General features: G+C 31.0%; 23 protein-coding genes and 1 other RNA gene. 14 read left to right on the forward strand and 10 right to left on the reverse strand.

Features of this window, described 5'->3' with window-relative positions; all coding sequences use genetic code 11:
* Positions 1-11: 11 nt before the first annotated feature.
* The 3 genes from kdsA to SJY17_RS00295 are packed head-to-tail and all read left to right on the forward strand — an operon-like array spanning position 12 to position 1598.
* Positions 12-830: a 3-deoxy-8-phosphooctulonate synthase gene (kdsA, locus tag SJY17_RS00285; RefSeq protein WP_397363438.1), complete on the forward strand. Its 819-nt coding sequence runs from the start codon at positions 12-14 to the stop codon at positions 828-830.
* Positions 831-833: 3 nt separating this feature from the next.
* Complete coding sequence (locus SJY17_RS00290; RefSeq protein WP_397363439.1) at positions 834-1073, forward strand: CDGSH iron-sulfur domain-containing protein; 240 nt, start codon at positions 834-836, stop codon at positions 1071-1073.
* A complete protein-coding gene (locus SJY17_RS00295; RefSeq protein ID WP_397363440.1) occupies positions 1074-1598 on the forward strand; it encodes a hypothetical protein in 525 nt (174 codons plus the stop codon).
* A 180-nt stretch (positions 1599-1778) separates the two neighbouring features.
* Here SJY17_RS00295 and SJY17_RS00300 read toward each other — a convergent pair whose 3' ends face one another.
* Positions 1779-2147, reverse strand: coding sequence for a DUF1801 domain-containing protein (locus SJY17_RS00300; RefSeq protein ID WP_397363441.1), 369 nt, complete (start codon positions 2145-2147; stop codon positions 1779-1781).
* A 3-nt stretch (positions 2148-2150) separates the two neighbouring features.
* On the reverse strand, positions 2151-2525 hold the full coding sequence (locus SJY17_RS00305) for a hypothetical protein (RefSeq protein WP_397363442.1): 375 nt from the start codon (positions 2523-2525) through the stop codon (positions 2151-2153).
* 145 nt (positions 2526-2670) lie between these two features.
* Here SJY17_RS00305 and SJY17_RS00310 point away from each other — a divergent pair, with 145 nt between their 5' ends.
* From SJY17_RS00310 to SJY17_RS00345, 8 genes are all read left to right on the forward strand, one after another.
* On the forward strand, positions 2671-3282 hold the full coding sequence (locus tag SJY17_RS00310) for a hypothetical protein (RefSeq protein ID WP_397363443.1): 612 nt from the start codon (positions 2671-2673) through the stop codon (positions 3280-3282).
* A 13-nt stretch (positions 3283-3295) separates the two neighbouring features.
* The gene (locus tag SJY17_RS00315; protein WP_397363444.1) at positions 3296-3763 is read left to right on the forward strand and encodes a hypothetical protein; all 468 of its coding nucleotides are present in this window, start codon (positions 3296-3298) and stop codon (positions 3761-3763) included.
* A gap of 32 nt (positions 3764-3795) precedes the next feature.
* Positions 3796-4089, forward strand: coding sequence for a winged helix-turn-helix domain-containing protein (locus tag SJY17_RS00320; protein ID WP_397363445.1), 294 nt, complete (start codon positions 3796-3798; stop codon positions 4087-4089).
* 75 nt (positions 4090-4164) lie between these two features.
* Entirely contained in the window at positions 4165-5568 is a 1404-nt protein-coding gene (gene creD, locus SJY17_RS00325; RefSeq protein WP_397363446.1) for a cell envelope integrity protein CreD, read from the forward strand.
* Positions 5569-5651: 83 nt separating this feature from the next.
* Positions 5652-6125, forward strand: a complete 474-nt coding sequence (locus SJY17_RS00330) for a hypothetical protein (protein WP_397363447.1) — start codon at positions 5652-5654, stop codon at positions 6123-6125.
* A gap of 1 nt (position 6126) precedes the next feature.
* Positions 6127-6759, forward strand: a complete 633-nt coding sequence (locus tag SJY17_RS00335; protein WP_397363448.1) for a vancomycin high temperature exclusion protein — start codon at positions 6127-6129, stop codon at positions 6757-6759.
* 2 nt (positions 6760-6761) lie between these two features.
* Positions 6762-7142: a DUF2809 domain-containing protein gene (locus SJY17_RS00340; RefSeq protein WP_397363449.1), complete on the forward strand. Its 381-nt coding sequence runs from the start codon at positions 6762-6764 to the stop codon at positions 7140-7142.
* Positions 7129-7791, forward strand: a complete 663-nt coding sequence (locus SJY17_RS00345; protein WP_397363450.1) for a DUF1361 domain-containing protein — start codon at positions 7129-7131, stop codon at positions 7789-7791. Before SJY17_RS00340 ends, SJY17_RS00345 begins: the two co-directional genes overlap by 14 nt.
* A gap of 49 nt (positions 7792-7840) precedes the next feature.
* Here SJY17_RS00345 and SJY17_RS00350 read toward each other — a convergent pair whose 3' ends face one another.
* The 4 genes from SJY17_RS00350 to SJY17_RS00365 form a co-directional block, all read right to left on the reverse strand.
* The gene (locus tag SJY17_RS00350; RefSeq protein WP_397363451.1) at positions 7841-10456 is read right to left on the reverse strand and encodes a hypothetical protein; all 2616 of its coding nucleotides are present in this window, start codon (positions 10454-10456) and stop codon (positions 7841-7843) included.
* Positions 10457-10643: 187 nt separating this feature from the next.
* Positions 10644-13145, reverse strand: coding sequence for a hypothetical protein (locus tag SJY17_RS00355; RefSeq protein WP_397363452.1), 2502 nt, complete (start codon positions 13143-13145; stop codon positions 10644-10646).
* 192 nt (positions 13146-13337) lie between these two features.
* Positions 13338-14156, reverse strand: coding sequence for an SDR family NAD(P)-dependent oxidoreductase (locus SJY17_RS00360; protein ID WP_397363453.1), 819 nt, complete (start codon positions 14154-14156; stop codon positions 13338-13340).
* A gap of 24 nt (positions 14157-14180) precedes the next feature.
* Positions 14181-15389 (reverse strand): NAD(P)-dependent oxidoreductase, encoded by a 1209-nt coding sequence (locus SJY17_RS00365; RefSeq protein ID WP_397363454.1) that lies wholly within the window; start codon positions 15387-15389, stop codon positions 14181-14183.
* A gap of 245 nt (positions 15390-15634) precedes the next feature.
* On the opposite strand from SJY17_RS00365, the gene ssrA reads away from it, so the two are divergent.
* Positions 15635-16029, forward strand: a transfer-messenger RNA (tmRNA) gene (gene ssrA / locus SJY17_RS00370).
* Between the two features lie 39 nt (positions 16030-16068).
* On the opposite strand, the gene SJY17_RS00375 is transcribed toward ssrA, so the two are convergent.
* The 4 genes from SJY17_RS00375 to SJY17_RS00390 form a co-directional block, all read right to left on the reverse strand.
* A complete protein-coding gene (locus SJY17_RS00375) occupies positions 16069-16461 on the reverse strand; it encodes a rhodanese-like domain-containing protein (protein ID WP_397363455.1) in 393 nt (130 codons plus the stop codon).
* Between the two features lie 10 nt (positions 16462-16471).
* Complete coding sequence (locus SJY17_RS00380; RefSeq protein ID WP_397363456.1) at positions 16472-16780, reverse strand: rhodanese-like domain-containing protein; 309 nt, start codon at positions 16778-16780, stop codon at positions 16472-16474.
* A gap of 106 nt (positions 16781-16886) precedes the next feature.
* The gene (locus SJY17_RS00385) at positions 16887-17507 is read right to left on the reverse strand and encodes a thioredoxin family protein (RefSeq protein ID WP_397363457.1); all 621 of its coding nucleotides are present in this window, start codon (positions 17505-17507) and stop codon (positions 16887-16889) included.
* A gap of 5 nt (positions 17508-17512) precedes the next feature.
* A complete protein-coding gene (locus tag SJY17_RS00390) occupies positions 17513-18037 on the reverse strand; it encodes a redoxin domain-containing protein (RefSeq protein ID WP_397363459.1) in 525 nt (174 codons plus the stop codon).
* Between the two features lie 256 nt (positions 18038-18293).
* Between SJY17_RS00390 and SJY17_RS00395 the strand changes: the two genes are divergently transcribed.
* The gene (locus tag SJY17_RS00395) at positions 18294-19685 is read left to right on the forward strand and encodes an anthranilate synthase component I family protein (protein WP_397363460.1); all 1392 of its coding nucleotides are present in this window, start codon (positions 18294-18296) and stop codon (positions 19683-19685) included.
* 1 nt (position 19686) lies between these two features.
* Positions 19687-20250: an anthranilate synthase component II gene (locus SJY17_RS00400; protein ID WP_397363461.1), complete on the forward strand. Its 564-nt coding sequence runs from the start codon at positions 19687-19689 to the stop codon at positions 20248-20250.
* The last annotated feature ends 26 nt before the right edge of the window (positions 20251-20276 follow it).

Below are 20276 nucleotides of genomic sequence, written 5' to 3' on the forward strand. Positions count from 1 at the left end.
CAAGACAAATCATGACACTTCAAGACATTCCTAAAATAAAACATACTGATAGTAATAATTTCTTTTTGCTTTGTGGTCCATGCGCTATTGAAGGCGAAGACATGGCTTATCGTATTGCTGAAAAAGTAATTACTATAACAGACAAGCTTGAAATTCCTTATATTTTTAAGGGTAGTTTTAAAAAGGCAAACCGAAGCAGAATTGATAGTTTTACAGGAATTGGAGATGAAAAAGCTTTAGAGATTTTAGCTAAAGTGTCAGAAAAATTTAATGTCCCAACCGTTACAGATATACATGAAGCTAGTGATGCAGCAAAAGCTGCTCAATTTGTGGATGTTTTACAAATACCAGCATTTTTAGTACGTCAAACAGATCTTGTTGTTGCTGCAGCAAAAACAGGAAAAGTAGTCAACCTTAAAAAAGGACAGTTTATGAGTCCTGAAGCAATGAAACATGCTGTACAAAAGGTAAAAGATGCAGGAAGCGATAAAGCTTGGATTACAGATCGTGGAACCATGTTTGGTTACCAAGATATGATTGTAGATTTTAGAGGCATACCAACAATGCGTGAGTTTGCTCCAACGGTTTTAGATGTTACACATTCTTTACAACAACCCAATCAAAGTGCAGGTGTAACTGGTGGACGTCCAGATATGATTGAAACTATTGCTCGTGCTGGAATTGTAAATAACGTTGATGGCTTATTTATCGAAACACATTTTGATCCTGCTAATGCAAAAAGTGATGGCGCAAACATGTTACACTTAGATAACTTAGAAGGTTTATTGACTAATTTAACTGCTATAAGAAAGCTAGTTAATAATTTATAACAGATGGAGAAAAATAATATAAAAGGTGGTGAAACACCAATTAAATGTGAATTAGAAGCTGGTAAAAACTATGCTTGGTGTACTTGTGGACATAGTGACAACCAACCTTTTTGTAATGGCTCTCATCGTGCTAAAGAAGCAACACCATCTTTAAAATTTTCAGTAGAAGAAAATAAAACTGCACATTTATGCACTTGTAAACTAACTAAGAATCCTCCTTATTGTGATGGATCGCATAAATAAATGAAAGCATTTTTTTGTCTTAGTTTTCTTTTAGTAAGTATCTTCTGCTTGTCACAAAGTGGAGAAACCATAATTAGTAAAGCGCCAAAGACATTAGACTTTACATTTTCTCCTGGTACTTTTATACAAAAAGAACTATTTGTAGAAGCCAACATTGGTATTGGAGAAATATCAACTGTATTTCCAGAAAAGATGTTTCCTATTGTAGGGTTTCAAGGTTTTAAACTAGGTATGGAAGCCAATCTAAAAAGTGGTAACAACTTTATTATAGCTCCTAAAATAGGATATGAATTATCCATTACTTTTTTCTCTTTAAAACTTTCTGCTATTAATTACTTTCAGGATAAACAATCGGAGTTTAGATTACTTCCAGAAACAGGAATTAGTATTGGAGGGTTGATTAACTTAACGTATGGCTACGGAATAAGTTTTGGGCAATCTATAAATGGAATCTCTAATCATAGATTTTCATTAAATTTCAATCTAAATAAAAGATTGTGGAATGCTGTAATTTATGGTAATTGATATTATACTGTATTTTTAGAGAATATCATTCTAATATGAAGACACCCTTTAAAAGAAGAAAGAAAAGAAGTATTAAACGTTGCCTCAAAACCAATTACAAGAGTATTTGCTATCCTTATTTTGCTTTTAGCTTTAGTTGTAATAATTTTTATGTTTATTTCAAATGACTAAAAGAAATAATCATTTCTTATAAAAACTTTCATCTTTATAATAATACACTTCTTTAAGTATATCAATCAAAACAGCATCATTTACATCTTCTAAAGTTTTATATCGAAGTGATTTAACAACTTTACGGTTTTCAGAAATTAAATGCTCTAAGTGTTTTGTAATATAAGCAGAGTGCCAAAAACCAACATCTACAAATTGTCCTTTATGACTTGCATTTAAATAACAAATGGGACGCTTGTTATAGTAATAACAAGGAATGCCCCATTTATATTTTAATGTCGTATCTGGTAAAGTATGTTTAATAATAACCTGCAAATGCATCAAAACAGAACGATACGGTTCTGGTTGATTAAATATATAATTTTCTGCAGGATTCAATTATTATAAAATGCGTAACAAACTTAAAACACCTATTGCAATTAAAGCAATACCAATAATTGCTTTAAAAGGCATCAACTTATCCGATACTTTTCTTAATGTTTCTTCTAATGCTGGTACTTTACCAAATGCATGAGTTAGCAATAGTAAACCTCCAATAATACTTACAACAGCATAAATACTAAAACCTCCATTTAGGATACCTAATATTGGTAGTACTAATAATGCTCCTCCAATTATTGTTTGGAAAGGTGCTAAAACACCTGCAATTTTATTAAAAAAGTTAGCTTCTCCATCCCATTTGTCTAAAGTTGCTAGCCCTAATAATACACCTCCAGAGATGTTTGCGATGTTTAATAGTAATCCTGTTAATGCCATAATTTTATTTTATTTTAAAAGTTAGATTATAAATTTATGAAAAAAAACGTTCGGTCAACTAGTTTATTAAGATGAAAATTAAGAAACTTTTAACTTGTGTAATAAACTGAAATATATTTACTTTGTATTTCAAAGTACTTTTATTATGAGAAACGAAGATTATTTAAAGGACATTAGCGAGATTAAAAACTTAATGAATAAGTCTTCCCGTTTTATTTCACTTAGTGGATTATCTGGAATTTTAGCAGGTATCTATGCCTTAATAGGTGCAGCACTTACCTATTATTTAGTAACAAAATACAGTTACGGAATATTAAAACTTGATGGTTGGGTGTTTAGGACAGTCATGCTTATATTATTTATGGTAGCCTTTTTAAGTGCAATTACAGGTATATACCTTACTACAAGAAAGGCGAAAAAAAATGGTGAAAAAATATGGGACAACTCATCCAAACGATTACTATTTAATTTTTTAGTGCCTTTAATTGCTGGTGGATTATATATATTAATAATACTTAGTCAAGGTCGTTATGGTCAAACTGGTGGATTAATGCTTATTTTTTATGGGTTAGCTTTAGTAAATGCTTCAAAGTTTAGTATTGGTAATATTAAATATTTAGGATTTACAGAAATTATACTTGGGCTAATTGCTACTTTATATCCACATAATGGTTTTTGGTTTTGGGTTATTGGTTTTGGGGTTATGCATATAATTTATGGTACTTTTATGCACATTAAATATGATACTAATAAGTAACAACATTTTTTTAATGAGCATTGAAGTTCCTATTATAATTCTAATAATTGCTATACCAACTTACTTTGTAATGCGTTGGTTGTTAAAAAAAATTATAACAGAACAAAAAACTTTAAAAACTGTTACTATTATCTGTACAGTAATTATAGCTCCAGTTTTATACGTTTGTTTAGTTTTAGCTTTTTTTAGCTATCTTTTTTATGAACCTCAATATGATTTTAACAAAGAAAAATGGGCAAAAAACAAGAATAAAAGATATGAAATGAGAGATGATTTAATTGAAAGTGAAATTTTAAAAGATAAATCTAAAACCGAAATATTTGAATTAATTGGTAATCCTGACAACATTTATTCTGATGATATTTGGATTTATAATTTAGGAATATCTAATCCAGGATTGGGATTGCAATTTAATAGCTTAGAATTAAGTTTTAAAAATGAAAGAATTTTTGATTTTAAAAAAATTGAAGTTTCTGACTAAATTTAAAAAGATTCGTGCCTAAGCAGGAAATGATGAGTATAATAAATAACATAAATAAAGTTTTTGATCACAGAATTAGATTAGGCATCATGTCTGTTTTAATGGTGAATGAATTTGCCGATTTTAAAACTCTAAAAGAATTGTTAGGTGCTACAGATGGTAACTTGGCAAGCCATACAAAAGCTTTAGAAAAAGCAGAATATATTAAAATTGAAAAACAATTTATTGAAAGAAAACCAAACACACGTTATAGTACTACCAAATTAGGTCAAGCTGAATTTAAAAAACATATTAACGCACTTGAAAAATTAATTAATAAACAATAAGCTTCGCCAATTTTATTTAAATCTTTTTTTTAATCTTTTACTTTGAATTTCAAAGTACTTTTAAATTATAACAAAATGGAACACACACACCAACATCAACACAACAATCAACCTCAACAAAACACTAACAAGTTTGGACATTGGTTAAAAACATCAATCACTGCAAGACTTGCAATGGTTGGCATATTAACTTTAATACTATTAATACCTTTATTTTTTATTCAAAATTTAATTGATGAACGCTCAAGAAGACAAGAAGATGTTGTACAAGAAATTAATGAGAAATGGGGAAATGAAGTCCTACTCTATGGTTCAGTTTTAAAAATTCCTTATAAAACTTTTTCGGAAAAAATAATTAGGAATGAAGACTCTAAAAAAACATATACAGAAACCTTAGAAAGTATAAATTACGCCTATTTCTTTCCTTCAGATTTAAACATTTCTTCACAGGTTAATCCAGAAGAAAAAGAACGAGGTATCTTTAAAACTGCTGTTTATGATAGTCAAATTAATCTAAAAGGAAGTTTTAGTACACCAGACTTTTCGATTGCAGAAATCAATCCAAAATACATCATTTGGGACAAAGTAAAACTTATAGTCAGTACATCCAACTTAAAAGGTGTGACTACTGCAAAACTTCAACTTAATAAAACAGATTATGATTTTGCTTCAACCTATAACGGAAAATCCAACAAGCGTTATAATCAATTAGTAATGCATACTTTGGAGACTAAGGTTTTAAAAGGGCTTTCTGTAAATTCATTTGAAAAAAATATTCCATTCGCTTTAGATTTTAAAATAAAAGGAAGCGAGCAAATTAGATTTATTCCTATTGGTAAGCAAACTACAGCAACTATGACGTCTAATTGGAAAGACGCTAGCTTTTTTGGAGAGTTCTTACCTTTTAATGATGATAAATTTACAGATGCTGGTTTTGATGCAAAATGGAATATTTTGGATCTTAATCGTCCATTTTCTCAACAACATTTTGGTGCTTTACCAAAGTTAGACGAGTTTGCTTTTGGTGTTAATTTTATGATTCCTGTGGATGAGTACACAAAAAGCGAACGCTCTGTCAAATATGGATTTTTAGTTATTGGATTAACCTTTTTGCTATTCTTTTTAATACAAACGCTTAGTAAAATTAACATTCATCCATTTCAGTATTTAATGATTGGTTTAGCATTAACCATGTTTTACACTTTACTAGTTTCAATTAGCGAGCATAGTAACTTTTTAAAAGCGTATTTAATTGCAGGTGTTTCTGTAATTAGTTTAATAACAATCTATTCTAAATCTATTTTAAGCACTTGGAAATTTCCTTTGTTTATTGGATTGTCTTTAACTGCTCTGTACACTTTTATATATGTTATAATTCAATTAGAAAACTATGCCTTAATTGTTGGTAGTATTGGTCTATTTATCATTCTAGCAATAGTAATGTATGTCTCTAGAAAAATAGACTGGAACAATAACTAATTTTAGTTGGTAAGTGGTGATGCTTCTCTGTTTTTTTTGCAAGAGCATCACATTTACCATTAATAAAACCTTTTAAGTTTTAAATGAAAAAACAACGTAAACAATTAATTGCTTGGCTGTTTGAAGTCACCCAACGTATTTACACCAAATACTTTAAGCGCAATCAACCTTGGAATATTAAAAAGGATAACTTATTACTACTACCAAAACATACATTTGGTTATCATTTGGGTTTGTTTTTGGATAAAAACGGATTTGAATTAATACCAAAAGTAGAACGTCACGATGCTTACCACGTCATGACTGGATACAATAGTAATGAGGAAGATGAAATTGCGTTGCAATACTTGTGTTTTGGCAACGGAAAACGCAGCATTTATTTATTTGGCGTGATTATTATTGGCAGTATAATTCTGCCAGAATATTGGCGTTATTATATTAAATCTTTTGGTATTGGTAAAAACGCAAATGCGTTTTATAATCTAGATTACAAAGGGTTATTAAACACTTCTTTTAATACTTTAAGAGGTTCGATATTTACAAACACCAATTTTTAAAATGAAGAAAAAATCCAAACGTTTTTTTAAACTTGTTATATTACTTTGCTTGGCAGTCTTATTTGCTAATTTTCATATTACTTATAACGCGGAACAAAAATTATATGATACTGTTAAATCTATACCTAAAAACCGAGTTGGTTTAGTGTTAGGAGCTGGTAAATATGTTGGAAATAGTAAGCATGTAAACTTGTATTATAAATATAGATTAGAAGCTGCTTTTTTACTTTATAAAAATAAAAAAATAGATATTATTTTAATAAGTGGAGACAACAGCACAACTGACTATGACGAGCCTTCTACCTTTAAATCAGACCTTATAAAGCTAGGTGTACCTGCAAATAAAATAGTTTTAGATTATGCAGGTTTTAGGACATTGGATTCTGTTGTTAGAGCCAAAGCTGTTTTTGGATTGGAAAGCTTCACTATTATCTCACAACGATTTCATAACGAACGTGCTATTTATCTAGCCGAAAACCAAAACTTAAAAGTCATTGGCTTTAATGCCAAAGATATTAAAGGTCGTTATGGGTTACGCACAAAATTGCGCGAATATTTAGCACGATCCAAAGCCATAATTGACGTTATTATTAATAAACAACCTAAGTTTTTAGGTCCAAAAATTAATATATAACTATGTTTAAAATAAATAAGTTATATATAATAGTTACGCTACTATTATTAGTAATTGAAATAGTAATTGCACTATTTTTAAAAGAAGGATTTATACGTTTTACAGTTGGCGATTTTTTAGCTTCAATTTTAGTGTATACTTTTTTTAGAAGTTTTTTAAAGCTTAAACTACTTAACATTGCTTTATTAGCTTTAGCAATTTCCTTTTCTATAGAGTTTTTACAGTTTTTTAATCTTTTAGATATGTTAGGCTTAAGAGAAAACCGAGTGATAGCAACAATATTAGGAAGCCACTTTAGTATTAGCGATTTAATTGCCTACGCTTTAGGGATTATTACCATTTTTATTATTGACATAAAATTTACATCAAATGAAAACCATTAAAACCATAATACAAACTGAATTTAAAATAGTATCCATCCTATGTATTGTTTCCTCTTTTAGTATCTTTTTACTACTATTTAGGATGAAACTAACACACACCAACTACTACTTGTTTTTAGTCTGGAATTTGTTTTTAGCTGGTGTACCATATGCAATCAGTACTTATTTAAATACCATTAAAAAACCAAATATCATTTATCTACTTAGTATCTGTTTTTTTTGGTTACTATTTATACCAAATGCACCATATATTATTACAGACTTATTTCATTTAAAATATAGTAGTCAGCAACTTATTTGGTTAGACACTTTGGTTATTGTTGCTTTTGCAATAACAGGAATGCTTTTGTTTTTAAAATCTGTTTATACTATGGAAACTATTTTTAAGACTTACGTCAAAAAACCTATCGTTACATTTAGCTTACCGTTTTTATTTATAATTATTGGTTTTGGAGTGTATTTAGGTCGATTTTTACGTTTTAATTCTTGGGAAATTATAAATAAACCAATGTCGATAATTAAACCTATTCTTGACATTATCACACAACCAAATCTACATCAAAAAGCTTGGCAATTTACTTTTATATTTGGGTTGTTTTTATGGATTGGATATGAAGTATTTAAACGTTTTATTAAATTAGAGTCATAAAAAAAAGGAAAGCTATTGCTTTCCTTTTTTTTATAATTAATACTAGTATCTAAAAATCTGTTGCATCGTTTGGATCTGTATTATTATTTACTTCATTTCCATCATTTACTCCATCTCCATCAGAATCAGGATTTAATGGATCCGTTGCAGAAAAACCTGTAGCAACACCATTTACTTCAGCATTTACTTCCTCTTGGTTTGTCAAACCATCACTATCACAATCTGCATCTGAAGTTATTGGTTCCGTAACACCTAACACATTATAATCACATGGATCTAAAGGATTAGTTTGTAGAACGATCTCTATTGCATCTAATACTCCATCTCCATCACAATCTATATTTGAAGTTTGCGTATTTGTAATATTAGCTACAATATAATCACATGGATCTAAAGGGTCTGTTCCCAATCCAATCTCATCTGCATCATTTACTCCGTCACCATCACAATCATTACCTGAGGTATTTGACACTGTAACATCTACTACATTATAATCGCATGGATCAAAAGGATCTGTTATATTTCCATTTGTAGGATTTGATTCATAAAAATCTATAACACCATCTCCATCTGAATCTATAGGAATACTTAAAGCATCATTAGGGTTTGTTCCTGCACTTGCTTCATAACAATCATCATAACCATCATTATCACTGTCTGCGTTAAAAGGATCTGTTATATTTCCATTTGGGTTACATGGATAATTAGGACTATTATTATCTACTCCAGTCATTTCCTCACAATCTGATAAACCATCATTATCGGAATCTATATATTGAATACCTAATAAATAAATCGCTTCATAGTCTGACTGATTTGAGATAGTATTATTTCCTTTTACAAACGCCACTTGTATTGAACTAGTTGCAATGAATTGGGCTGGATTCGTTATTGGGTTGGTATCAGCAATGGTATCAGTTGCTGTTTCAAAATACTCATATGTGTTTACTGGATCTGTATACCATTGTGTTAAATCATATTCAAGAGCATTAGAATCACAACTATTAGTGTTTGCAAAAATTTCGGAAGCGAAAACTGAAACATCTAAAGCATCTAAATAATCTGGGATTTGATCTCCATCACTATCTTCGTTCATTGGGTTACCATCATTATCATAGTCTTCGTCTGCTGTGTTTACACCATCACCATCATCGTCTTCATCTAAATAATCTGCTGTACCATCTCCATCTGTATCATCATCATCTAGGTTGTCATTACCATTTAAATCTTCAAACATATCCAAAACACCATCTCCATCACTATCAGCTAAGTCTACACAAGACATTTGCGTTCCTAAATCTGTAGTTGGCGTAGTAAAGTTTCCTGTAATCGTATCTGTTGTTTGACTATTTCCTAAATCAAAAATTTGTATAGAATAAGATGTATCTGCACTACAATATGCTATGTTTTCAGACAACATTCCGTTTGTTATAGCTATTATATGTGATTGATTATTATAAAACACATTAGCATAACCATTAGTAATAGGGTTGCCTGTACAATCGTTAAGAGTTGCAGTTAAATTTGTATTTAATGGATTTGAATCTGTAACCGTTACTGTGATGTTTTGGTCAGTTGTAAAAGGTCCTATGTTTTCTGTATAATCATTGTTTATACATCCAAAATCTGGTACAGTTAATACTAATGTTTCGTTATTAGGTATTAAACCACAAACTTCTCCATTACTATTAGTCCAACCAGAAGCTGTTTGCGACCATGTAGCAATGTCTGTTGTTATTAGCACTAATAAGTTTGGTATTACATCATTGTTTTCATCAACAATAGTTACACAAAAATCTACTGTTTCAAATGGAGCATCACAATTCCAAAAACTAAAATGTGTTACCTCTCCAACATACATGTTTCCTATTAAAGTAGCTTCTCCTTCTTCTACCCAATACCCATTAACTTCATCAAAATGCCATAATGGTATTGTTGCTGGTGGATTAGTCGCACTTGTTGGTACAGGAATAGAGATTTCTGCAACTGTACCTTCAGCAATATTTAATTCTTCTCCGTTTTCTCCTATCAATTCTACAGCAATCATACCATAGGTTTCTAACACACGTAAATCACCATCTAGGTTTTCTGCTAGTAGCATTCCTGGCATTTGCAGTTCCATATCTTCATCATCTGGATTAATATGTTTTAAAACCACATCTACATTACCTTGATAAGCATTACCATTTTCATATTGGTAATCTCCTGCAAAATCTATTGCTGTTCCATTAGGCAGACCAACACTTATAGTTTGACCAGAAGATACTGTGGTTAATACTTCTAACTCTAATAACATTATTTTTACTTGGTTAACACCATCTGTAGGTACTAAAGCTCTTGAGCCATCAATAAAACCACTTTTACTAGCTTTTACATAAGCAAACTTCTCATAGACCGTAGCGCTTTCTACAGAAAAAACACCGTTTTGATCTGTCACTGCCATACTATTTCCCACAGTCACTGTTACTCCAGAAATGGGATTGTTTTCTTCATTAACCACAGTTCCAATAAAACGTGCGGTTATTGAGTCTCCAAAATTTTCTAAAAATGGATTTCCTGATTCTCCTTCAGAAGTTTGTTCGTTTAGAGGTACATTATTGTCATCCTCACAAGCATTAATTGAAAATAATATAATTAATGCCAAAAGCAGTTTTAGTGGTTTCATATAAAAAATAATTGATTATACTTTAAAGATACATGTTTTATAAAATGGTTGCGTTATAAAACTATTTTTTTACTAGTCACAAAATGATACATTTATTAAACACTAAACTTAAATCATAAGTTTAGTGTTTAATAAATAAAAAAAGCTTCCTAAATAGAAGCTTTTTTTATATTTAAACTCTTGAAATTTAAAAATCTAAAGGATCGTTTGGATCTGTATTATTATTTACTTCATTTCCATCATTTACTCCATCTCCATCACTATCTGGATTAAAAGGATCTGTAGGTGCATATCCTGTAGCAACACCATTTACTTCAGCATTTACTTCCTCTTGGTTTGCCAAACCATCCAAATCACAATCTGCTATTATCCAATATCCAGTTTGTGGGTATGTTATTAAACCTGGATCATAATCACAAGGATCAAAAGGTTCTGTATTATTATTTAACTCATCTACATTTGAAACTCCATCTCCATCACAATCTACTTCAGCAGTAGGAACTAATGTAATGTCTGCTGGGTTATAATCACAAGGATGATTTGGATCTGTAGGATTTCCATTTGATGGATTTACTTCATCATAGTCAGTAACTCCATCTCCATCAGTATCTACAGTTATTGGAAAACTATTCGCATCATTAGGGTCTGTTCCTGCATTTGCTTCATAGCAATCATCAAAACCATCACCATCACTATCTGCATTATTTGGGTCTGTAATGTTTCCGTTAGGATCACAATTAGAATTACCATTTATTCCCGTAATTTCCTCACAATCTGTTAAACCATCATTATCAGAGTCTAAATAAGCTTCAAAAAGATATACTTCAGCAACATCATATTGATTAGTCACAGTATTAGTTGCTCTAACAAAAATCATCTGCGTAGTTCCATCATCTGTAAATGGGTTAGACAATGGGTTTACATCTGCTAACGCATCTGCTTCTGTTAGATAAAAAGCATACGTATTATTAATTAACCCTGGATATGCTGTTGTAATTACAACGTCCAAATCATATTCTATTGTTGGTGCGCAACCAGTACCAGACACTTCACTACCATACACTTGGACATCTAAAACATCTAAATAATCAGGAATTTGGTCTCCATCACTATCCTCGTTCATTGGGTTACCATCGTTATCATAATCTTCGTCAATAGTATCAACACCATCATTATCATCGTCTGTATCTAAATAATCTGGTGTACCATCTTGGTCAGTATCATCATCGTCTAAGTTATTATTTCCATTTAGGTCTTCATACATATCCAAAACACCATCTCCATCACTATCAGCTAAATCTACACAAGACATTTGCGTTCCTAAATCTGTAGTTGGCGTAGTAAAGTTTCCTGTAATCGCATCTGTTGTTTGACTATTTCCTAAATCAAAAATCTGTATAGAATAGGTAGTATCTGTACTACAATACGCTATGTTTTCAGACATCATACCATTTGTTATAGATATTATATGTGATTGATTATTATAAAACACATTAGCATAACCATTAGTAATAGGGTTACCAGTACAATCATTAAGTGTTGCTGTTAAACTTGTATTTAATGCATTAGCATCTGTTACTGTTACTGTAATGTTTCCGTCTGCAGAAAATGGACCAATTGTAGTTGTAAAATCATTTCCTACACATCCATAATTTGGCACTACTAAAGTAAGTGCATCATCTTGTGGTACTAAACCACATTCTATACCATCATAATTTGTATATCCATAAGTCCCTGTAGAATTTAAAGCAGGAGAATATAAATTTAAAGGAGTATAAGGTAGTATGTTTCCGCTTTGGTCCTGCAATGTTATACAAATATAAACTGATGGATAAGGATAATCCCAATTCCAAAAACTAAAATGTGTTACCTCTCCAACATACATGTTTCCTATTAAAGTAGCTTCTCCTTCTTCTACCCAATACCCATTAACTTCATCAAAATGCCATAATGGTATTGTTGCTGGTGGATTAGTCGCACTTGTTGGTACAGGAATAGAGATTTCTGCAACTGTACCTTCAGCAATATTTAATTCTTCTCCGTTTTCTCCTATCAACTCTACTGCAATCATACCATAGGTTTCTAAGACACGTAAATCACCATCTAAGTTTTCTGCTAATAACATTCCTGGCATTTGTAGTTCCATATCTTCATCATCTGGATTAATGTGTTTTAAAACAACATCTACATTACCACTATACGCATTTCCATTTTCAAATTGGTATTCTCCTGCAAAATCTATTGCTGTTCCGTTAGGCAAACCAACACTTATAGCTTGACCTGAAGAAATAGTAGTTAACACCTCTAATTCTAACAACATTATTTTTACTTGATTAACACCATCTGTTGGTACTAAAGCTCTTGAGCCATCAATAAAACCAGTTTTACTAGCTTTTACATAGGCAAACTCTTCATAAACTGTAGCGCTTTCTATAGAAAAAACTCCGTTAGTATCTGTTACAGCCATACTATTCCCTACTGTTACTGTTACTCCAGAAACAGGATTATCTTCCTCATTAACTACAGTTCCAATAAAACGTGCAGTTGTTGATGCACCAAAGTTTTCTAAAAAAGGATTTGAAGTATTTCCGTCTATTTGCACCTGGTTTAAAGGTTTATTATTGTCTTTCTCGCAAGAGTTAAATGACATAAAAAGCAATAAGACTAGTACTGATTTTAGTAATTTCATAATTGATTAATTGGTTAATGTTATATTTAAAAGATGAGACATTTACTATTTGGTTGCGTCTCAAAATGTAATTTTCTTACAATTTACAATAATTGTAAAGTATTGTATCTATAAAATAGAATTTGCTTGATTTGAATTAGAATTTGTTAAGCCTAACAACTTTAAAACAAGTAAAATTCAAAAATTCCTACTTTAAGTTGTCTTTTTAACAACCTCTACTTGGTCTGAATCTGATCTATTTTTATCCTGAATAGTTCTTACTATTGAAGTTGTTCTGTTTCTAGTTAAAAAACGAGGTAAACAAGACAAAAATTTATTTAAAACTCCTGGAATTGCAACAACTTTACCTTTTAACATAGCCTTATAACCATAAACTGCAACCGCTTTAGGGCAAGCCATATTAAAACTGATTTTATTGTCTGACTCTGCTGCATTAGACACCACTTCTTGAAACGATGTTTTTGTAGGTCCTGGACATAAAACGGTAACTGTAACTCCTGTATCTTTTAACTCGTTTGCAATAGCTTCTGAAAAAGACAAAAGATAGGATTTTGATGCATAATATAAAGCCATCATTGGGCCAGGTTGGAAAGCTGCTAATGAGGAAACATTTAATATTTTACCACTATCCTGACTAATCATGCCTTGTAAAACCAGCTTGGTTAAATGCGTAATTGTAATTATGTGTAAGTTTAGCATTGCAGATTCTTTTTCCCAACTGGTATTAGCAAAAGGTCCAAAAATCCCAAAACCTGCACTATTAACTAACACATCAATTTTTAGATGCTTTATTTTATCAAAAACTGTTTGAGCTATATTTACTTTACTTAAGTCTATTACAACAATATCTACTGTACTATTATAACTTTCTTTTAAAAACGATTGTACCTCCAAAAGCTTTCCTTGATCTATATCTACAAGTACTAAATTGTAATTGTCTTTTGCTAGCAAAAGAGACAACTCATATCCTAATCCGGAAGCTGCTCCTGTTACTACTGCTGTTTGGGACATATCTATTTTTATCTTTTTTGATTTTTATTCTTTACCATCTACATAATCTTGCAAGTAAGCAAAACGATCTGTAAGCTTACCATCATTTGTCGTCATTTTGGCACGTTTTAAAACACCATCTGCATCGTTATTAAAAAATGCAGGAATAACATGTTTTAAAAACATATCTCCAAAACCTTCGCTAGCATCTTTAGGCAACTCACAAGGTAGGTTATCTACAGCCATCATTGTTATAGCATTTTTAGCATTAAAAGCAACTTCTTTTTCTGTTTTTGGGTCATAACCATAAAAAGGCTCTGCAATAGTAGAAGGTCTTATTGTACTTGCTACAGGTCCATCAATATCGCAAGACACATCTGCAATTAAATTAATTTTAAAATCAGGATGTTTTGCATCCTCTCTGGTAAATAAATAAGGTGCACCATCTCCATAAAAATGTCCAGCTATAAAAAAGTCTGTTTGTTTTGCATAAGGCATAAAGTTACTTTCATAACCTGCTGGATCTTTATAAAACGCATACTTATCACCTACTTTACCATCACTACGTTTTGCATATTCCATGACATCAGCCATGACGTAAACTGGCTCAGTAAACTCTGATGTTAAGTATAACGCATCACTAACTTCTTTTATTTTTAAATGATCCAAAATCTCTTTTGCACCATAGGCTACTTTTCCGGTTCCTGTTAGTAAAATTTTGATGTTTGGTAATTTTATTTTGTCTAACTCTGCTTTTACTGCATCTAAGTCTTTTAGGCTTTCTACTTTTGGTAAATTAAATAATCCATCACGTAAACCTAATGCTCTAAACCCATTATAAGCACCAACCAATCCAGCGTAACGTCCAAAACCTATTAATCTTGCTCCATTCTCTTTTACAATAGTTTCGTGATCGTAAAGCTCTATTTTTTTATCTAAAACAGCTTTTAACAACTTACGATTATATGGTTGTTTTTTTATGGTATGACTAAAGAAAAAATATTTTTTATTAGGAATAAGTGCCTCTAATGGCACTTCTTTTACTCCAAACATGACATCTGCTACTGAAACATTGTCTTGTACAGAAAATCCCAACTTTTGATATTCTGAATCTTGAAATACGCGTATATCTGATGCTTCTACAACAACTTTTGCTTCTGGGAATTTGTTTTTTAGTTCCTTTAAATCTGTTGGAGAAAAAACCACACGCCTATCTGGTGGGTTTTTACGTTCTTTTATTATTGCGAATGTCATAAAATCTGTCTTGGAATAATTTTTGCACTAAATTAAAGGTATTTGTAAGGTTTAGCAAAGTTTTTTACTAATTTTGCAACCTACTTGTTTAAATGGCTTGCGGATTGCGACGCCTTTTTAGTAAGTGCGTTAGGGATTGCAGCAACATCCTTTTGCTTTTTTTAGCAAAAGATATAGCGAAAAGCCTGACCGATTTTTGCCATTAAAAGCAAAAATGGGTAACGCTAAAAAACTTTTTAAAATCTGGGGTCGACTGGTTTTGACAGCGAGATTAATTAGATTGTAAGCACGTCGTGTAATGGCATTGAGACACGTTAAAGGCTAGACCAAATTTTAATCGGCGAGAATAACTACGCTTTAGCTGCCTAATCTGAATTATAGTAAGATTAAGCCTCGGCTCACTAGGTGAGCAAGCTTTATGTCTTTGGAAAGCTTTGATTGACAGCGTTCCATATAAGGCATCGAAAATGTCAATATAGGCTTTGTAGTGCTTTGTTGCTTTGCCGAAACTAAAGAAGATAAGTTATAAGTGGGTTGTCTTTAACCAGCTTTTAATCGAAAATATAAGAAAAGAATAAACGTGTAGAAAGCCTTTTGATTACTTGTTTGGACGAGAGTTCGATTCTCTCCGACTCCACAAAAAAAATCCCAATCTTTTCAGATTGGGATTTTTTTATTATTACTTTTTATAAGGTAAGCCTTCATGTTTCCATTTAGAAAAGCCTCCTTTAAAATCATATACTTTTTTAAAACCTAGGTCTTTCATTTTTTCTGCACATGCAGCACTTCTTCCTCCAGAATGGCAATATAATAAAACCGGTTTATCTTTATCTAACTTTAGTATATCTGTAGTAAAGGTTGGCGAATTAAAATTTATATTTTGTGCTTCTGCAATATAACCTGCTTTAAATTCTTTTGGAGTTCTGATATCAACAAATTGCACATTATCTAATTGCATTAGATCTTGCATTTCTTGCACGTTTACCTCTGTAATTTGGTCTGAATCTTTTTGTTTACAGTTAAAAATAAAAAAAACTAGGCTTAGACATATTAAAACAGATACTTTTTTCATAATTGTTAGTTTACTCTACTTCTCCTGTCCACTCACTAAATCCTCCCATAAGATTGTATGTTTTTTCAAAACCTAATTGATTCATGATTGCACAAGCTTGAGCACTTCTACCTCCAGATCTGCAATACACATAAACACTTTTAGATTTATCTAACTCTTCTACTTCATAAATAAAACCTTGACCTTTATAAATATCAATATGTAATGCATTTGGAATTTTTCCTTCTGCAACTTCTTCTTCTGTTCTTACATCAAGTATTAATGCATTCTCGTCATTTTCCAATTGTTTTACCCAATCGACTTGTAATAAATCAGCCATTTTTTCTATATATTTTATTTTTCAAAATTAACATTTATGTAGCATATAGACCAAAAAAAAATCCAAAATGTTACATTTCGGATTTTAATTTTAATGTGTTTATTGTCTAAACTTTTATCGAGCAACCTATTGCTTTAGTTTCTTTAACTTCTATCTCTTCTCCACTTAATAAAGCATTTACAGCATTTTCAACATATTTAGTTTTTACTGCGTCTGCGTCTTGGTAATTATCATCAATAGCTCCAATATACTTTACCATATTTCCTTCTTTTGTTTTTTCTAAAATATAGATATGTGGTGTTTTTGTAGCTCCATATTGCGGATATATTTTTTGACCTTCATCCATTAAATAAGGAAATGTAAAGTCTTTTTCTTTTGCTCTAACTTTCATCGCTTCCATATTATCTCCAGGTTTTACCTTAGTATTATTTGGCATAATAGCAATTACTGGATACCCTTTATCTGCATATTTTCCATTTAAAGCTTCTACTCTGTCCTCATAGGCTACTGCATAAGGACAAGTATTACATGTAAACACAACTATAAACCCTTTAGCCTCATCAAAATCTGACAAAGACACCATTTTTCCGTCTATGTTTTCTAATGAGAAATCTGTTGCAATATCACCTACTTTATATCCTGGAGGAGCTAACTCTGTTTTGTTTGTAAAAGCACTAACTGTAATTAACATGACTAGTGCTAGTGTAAATTTGATTGTTTTTTTCATAATAATTATTTTAAAAATTGTTGCAATTCGTGTTCAAGTTCTTCATAAATAAAAGAACGTTCGTAAAATACGGTTTTATCTTGATTATATATAATTGTAGCAGGAATAGCTCCTGACCAATCTTTATCTACTTTTGGAATCCATGTATTAGAATCCACATCGTCTAATAAAATGACTTCGCTTTTTAGTTTCTGTTTTTTAAGAAAAGGCTTTAACTTAGTATCTATATGCTTCGGAAAATCTAAACTTACAAGTATAACTTCTACTTTTTTATCTAAATAATTTGCATTTAACTTTTCAAAATAAGGTAATTCCTTTACACATGGTGCACACCAAGTTGCCCAGAAATTTATCACATAAGTTTCACTTTTATCTTTAGCAGCTAAATAAGCTTCTAACCCTTCAAAATCAACAACTTTTAAAGTATCAGTTTTTATTGTCTTTATTTTTTCAACAGAAAAATTTGATTGCTCATTATTGTTCCCAAAAGAACAGAAAACTATTGATATTATTAAAAAAACATGCTTCATAAAGTAAATTTAATACTATTCATGTTGCTTTTTTTACTTTTAACAAATAATTAAACTCATAAAACATTTGAAAACTAAAATTTGATTTCTATATTTGAACTTTATAATAACTATGAACACAATTTTAAATAATACTTGGTGGTGGAACTCTCGAAAACAAAACTTCGTGAACTAACGCTATAGTAATATTTAAATTAAAAATATTCAAAAAAGGCTTGTCATTCACGACAAGCCTTTTTTCATTTTAAACAAGAACATGAAAACATTCAGTTTATACACACATTACAAGAAAATTCTAGCAGACACTATTACTCCTGTTAGTATTTATCTTAAAATAAGAGATAAATTCCCAAATAGTATTCTATTAGAAAGTAGCGACTATCATGCTAACGACAATAGTTTTTCTTACATATGCTTTAACCCAATTGCATCTATAAAAGTAGATAGCAAAGCTATTACGCAAACATTTCCTGACGGAAGCACGATGGTAAATAAGGTTAGAAATGTTAAGGAAATGATCCATAAATTTACTAAACGTTTTAAAGTAAACTCTGAAGATTTTAAATTTATTAATAACGGAGTTTTTGGCTACACTGCTTATGATGCTGTTAAACATTTTGAAGATATTGATATTTCAAAAAAGCCAAACTCTTTAGATATTCCAGATATTTACTATGCAGTGTATCAAAACATTATTGCTATAAACCATTTTAAAAATGAAGCCTATATTTTTGCTCATTGTTTTGAAACCGAAAATAACATAGATGAAGTATTGCAACTTATCCGTTCTAAAAACTTTGCTTCTTACGATTTTAATACTAATTCTGAGATTGAATCTAACCTAACAGATCAAGAATATAAAGAACATGTAGAGTTAGCAAAACAGCATTGCGCAAGAGGTGATGTGTTTCAATTAGTATTGTCTAAAAAATTCTCGCAATCATTTAAAGGAGACGAGTTTAATGTCTATCGTGCCTTAAGAAGTATTAACCCCTCTCCTTACCTTTTCTATTTTGATTATGGTAATTTTAAAATCTTTGGAAGCTCTCCAGAAGCACAATTAGTTGTTAATAAAGGTCGTGCAGAAATCCATCCTATTGCTGGTACATTTAGACGTACTGGTAATGATGAAAAAGATACAGAATTGGCAAAGCAATTAGCACAAGACGATAAAGAAAACGCAGAACATGTAATGCTAGTTGACTTGGCAAGAAATGACTTAAGCAGACATGGAAGCGACGTAAAAGTGGAGACTTATAGAGAAGCACAATTTTTCTCGCATGTCATTCATTTAGTAAGTAAAGTTACAGGAAAAGTACATGATAACACCACAACTATGCAAGTAGTTGCAGACACTTTTCCGGCAGGAACCCTAAGTGGTGCGCCAAAACATAAAGCAATGCAGCTAATAGAAAAATACGAAAAAACAAGTCGTGCATTTTATGGAGGAGCAATTGGATTTATGGATTTTAATGGCAATTATAATCATGCAATAATGATTAGAACATTTATGAGTAAAAACCATAAACTACATTGGCAAGCAGGAGCTGGATTAGTATCTAAATCCAATCCAGAAAACGAATTACAAGAAGTATATAATAAATTAGGAGCACTAACAAAAGCTATTGAGTTAGCAAAGGAAATTTAACATGAAAGTATTAGTTATAGACAATTACGACAGTTTTACCTACAACCTAGTCCATTATCTAGAAGATTTAGATTGCGATGTAACAGTAAAACGAAACGACAAACTTACTTTAGAAGAAGTAGATGCTTTTGACAAAATAGTATTATCACCAGGACCAGGAGTACCAGATGAAGCAGGTTTACTAAAATCAATAATAAAGCAATATGCACCAACAAAAAGCATTTTAGGTGTGTGTTTAGGTCAACAAGCAATTGGAGAAGTTTTTGGAGGCTCTTTAATAAACCTAAAGGATGTTTATCATGGTGTTGCAACCAAGGTAACAACCTGTGTAGATGATGAGATTTTATTTAAAGATCTAGACAAAACTTTTGATGTTGGTAGATATCATTCTTGGGTAGTAAATCCAAATTTACCTGAAGTTTTAGAAGCAACTTCTTTTGATCAAAATGGACAAGTTATGTCTTTAAGACATAAATTTTATGATGTTAGAGGTGTACAATATCATCCAGAAAGCGTGTTAACACCTAATGGGAAAAAAATATTAGAAAACTGGGTAAATCAATAGTCAGTATAATTGAAAGGAGTTAAAAC

The organism is Olleya sp. R77988 (genome assembly GCF_044594215.1).
GTDB lineage: Bacteria > Bacteroidota > Bacteroidia > Flavobacteriales > Flavobacteriaceae > Olleya.

What these genes read in the sequence shown, in the direction of transcription:
- kdsA (WP_397363438.1), top strand. Translation starts at nt 12, where the DNA reads ATGACACTTCAAGACATTCCTAAAATAAAACATACTGATAGTAATAAT.
- SJY17_RS00290 (WP_397363439.1), top strand. Translation starts at nt 834, where the DNA reads ATGGAGAAAAATAATATAAAAGGTGGTGAAACACCAATTAAATGTGAA.
- SJY17_RS00295 (WP_397363440.1), top strand. Translation starts at nt 1,074, where the DNA reads ATGAAAGCATTTTTTTGTCTTAGTTTTCTTTTAGTAAGTATCTTCTGC.
- SJY17_RS00305 (WP_397363442.1), bottom strand. Translation starts at nt 2,525, where the DNA reads ATGGCATTAACAGGATTACTATTAAACATCGCAAACATCTCTGGAGGT.
- SJY17_RS00310 (WP_397363443.1), top strand. Translation starts at nt 2,671, where the DNA reads ATGAGAAACGAAGATTATTTAAAGGACATTAGCGAGATTAAAAACTTA.
- SJY17_RS00315 (WP_397363444.1), top strand. Translation starts at nt 3,296, where the DNA reads ATGAGCATTGAAGTTCCTATTATAATTCTAATAATTGCTATACCAACT.
- SJY17_RS00320 (WP_397363445.1), top strand. Translation starts at nt 3,796, where the DNA reads ATGAGTATAATAAATAACATAAATAAAGTTTTTGATCACAGAATTAGA.
- creD (WP_397363446.1), top strand. Translation starts at nt 4,165, where the DNA reads ATGGAACACACACACCAACATCAACACAACAATCAACCTCAACAAAAC.
- SJY17_RS00330 (WP_397363447.1), top strand. Translation starts at nt 5,652, where the DNA reads ATGAAAAAACAACGTAAACAATTAATTGCTTGGCTGTTTGAAGTCACC.
- SJY17_RS00335 (WP_397363448.1), top strand. Translation starts at nt 6,127, where the DNA reads ATGAAGAAAAAATCCAAACGTTTTTTTAAACTTGTTATATTACTTTGC.
- SJY17_RS00340 (WP_397363449.1), top strand. Translation starts at nt 6,762, where the DNA reads ATGTTTAAAATAAATAAGTTATATATAATAGTTACGCTACTATTATTA.
- SJY17_RS00345 (WP_397363450.1), top strand. Translation starts at nt 7,129, where the DNA reads ATGAAAACCATTAAAACCATAATACAAACTGAATTTAAAATAGTATCC.
- SJY17_RS00350 (WP_397363451.1), bottom strand. Translation starts at nt 10,456, where the DNA reads ATGAAACCACTAAAACTGCTTTTGGCATTAATTATATTATTTTCAATT.
- SJY17_RS00355 (WP_397363452.1), bottom strand. Translation starts at nt 13,145, where the DNA reads ATGAAATTACTAAAATCAGTACTAGTCTTATTGCTTTTTATGTCATTT.
- SJY17_RS00360 (WP_397363453.1), bottom strand. Translation starts at nt 14,156, where the DNA reads ATGTCCCAAACAGCAGTAGTAACAGGAGCAGCTTCCGGATTAGGATAT.
- SJY17_RS00365 (WP_397363454.1), bottom strand. Translation starts at nt 15,389, where the DNA reads ATGACATTCGCAATAATAAAAGAACGTAAAAACCCACCAGATAGGCGT.
- SJY17_RS00375 (WP_397363455.1), bottom strand. Translation starts at nt 16,461, where the DNA reads ATGAAAAAAGTATCTGTTTTAATATGTCTAAGCCTAGTTTTTTTTATT.
- SJY17_RS00380 (WP_397363456.1), bottom strand. Translation starts at nt 16,780, where the DNA reads ATGGCTGATTTATTACAAGTCGATTGGGTAAAACAATTGGAAAATGAC.
- SJY17_RS00385 (WP_397363457.1), bottom strand. Translation starts at nt 17,507, where the DNA reads ATGAAAAAAACAATCAAATTTACACTAGCACTAGTCATGTTAATTACA.
- SJY17_RS00390 (WP_397363459.1), bottom strand. Translation starts at nt 18,037, where the DNA reads ATGAAGCATGTTTTTTTAATAATATCAATAGTTTTCTGTTCTTTTGGG.
- SJY17_RS00395 (WP_397363460.1), top strand. Translation starts at nt 18,294, where the DNA reads ATGAAAACATTCAGTTTATACACACATTACAAGAAAATTCTAGCAGAC.
- SJY17_RS00400 (WP_397363461.1), top strand. Translation starts at nt 19,687, where the DNA reads ATGAAAGTATTAGTTATAGACAATTACGACAGTTTTACCTACAACCTA.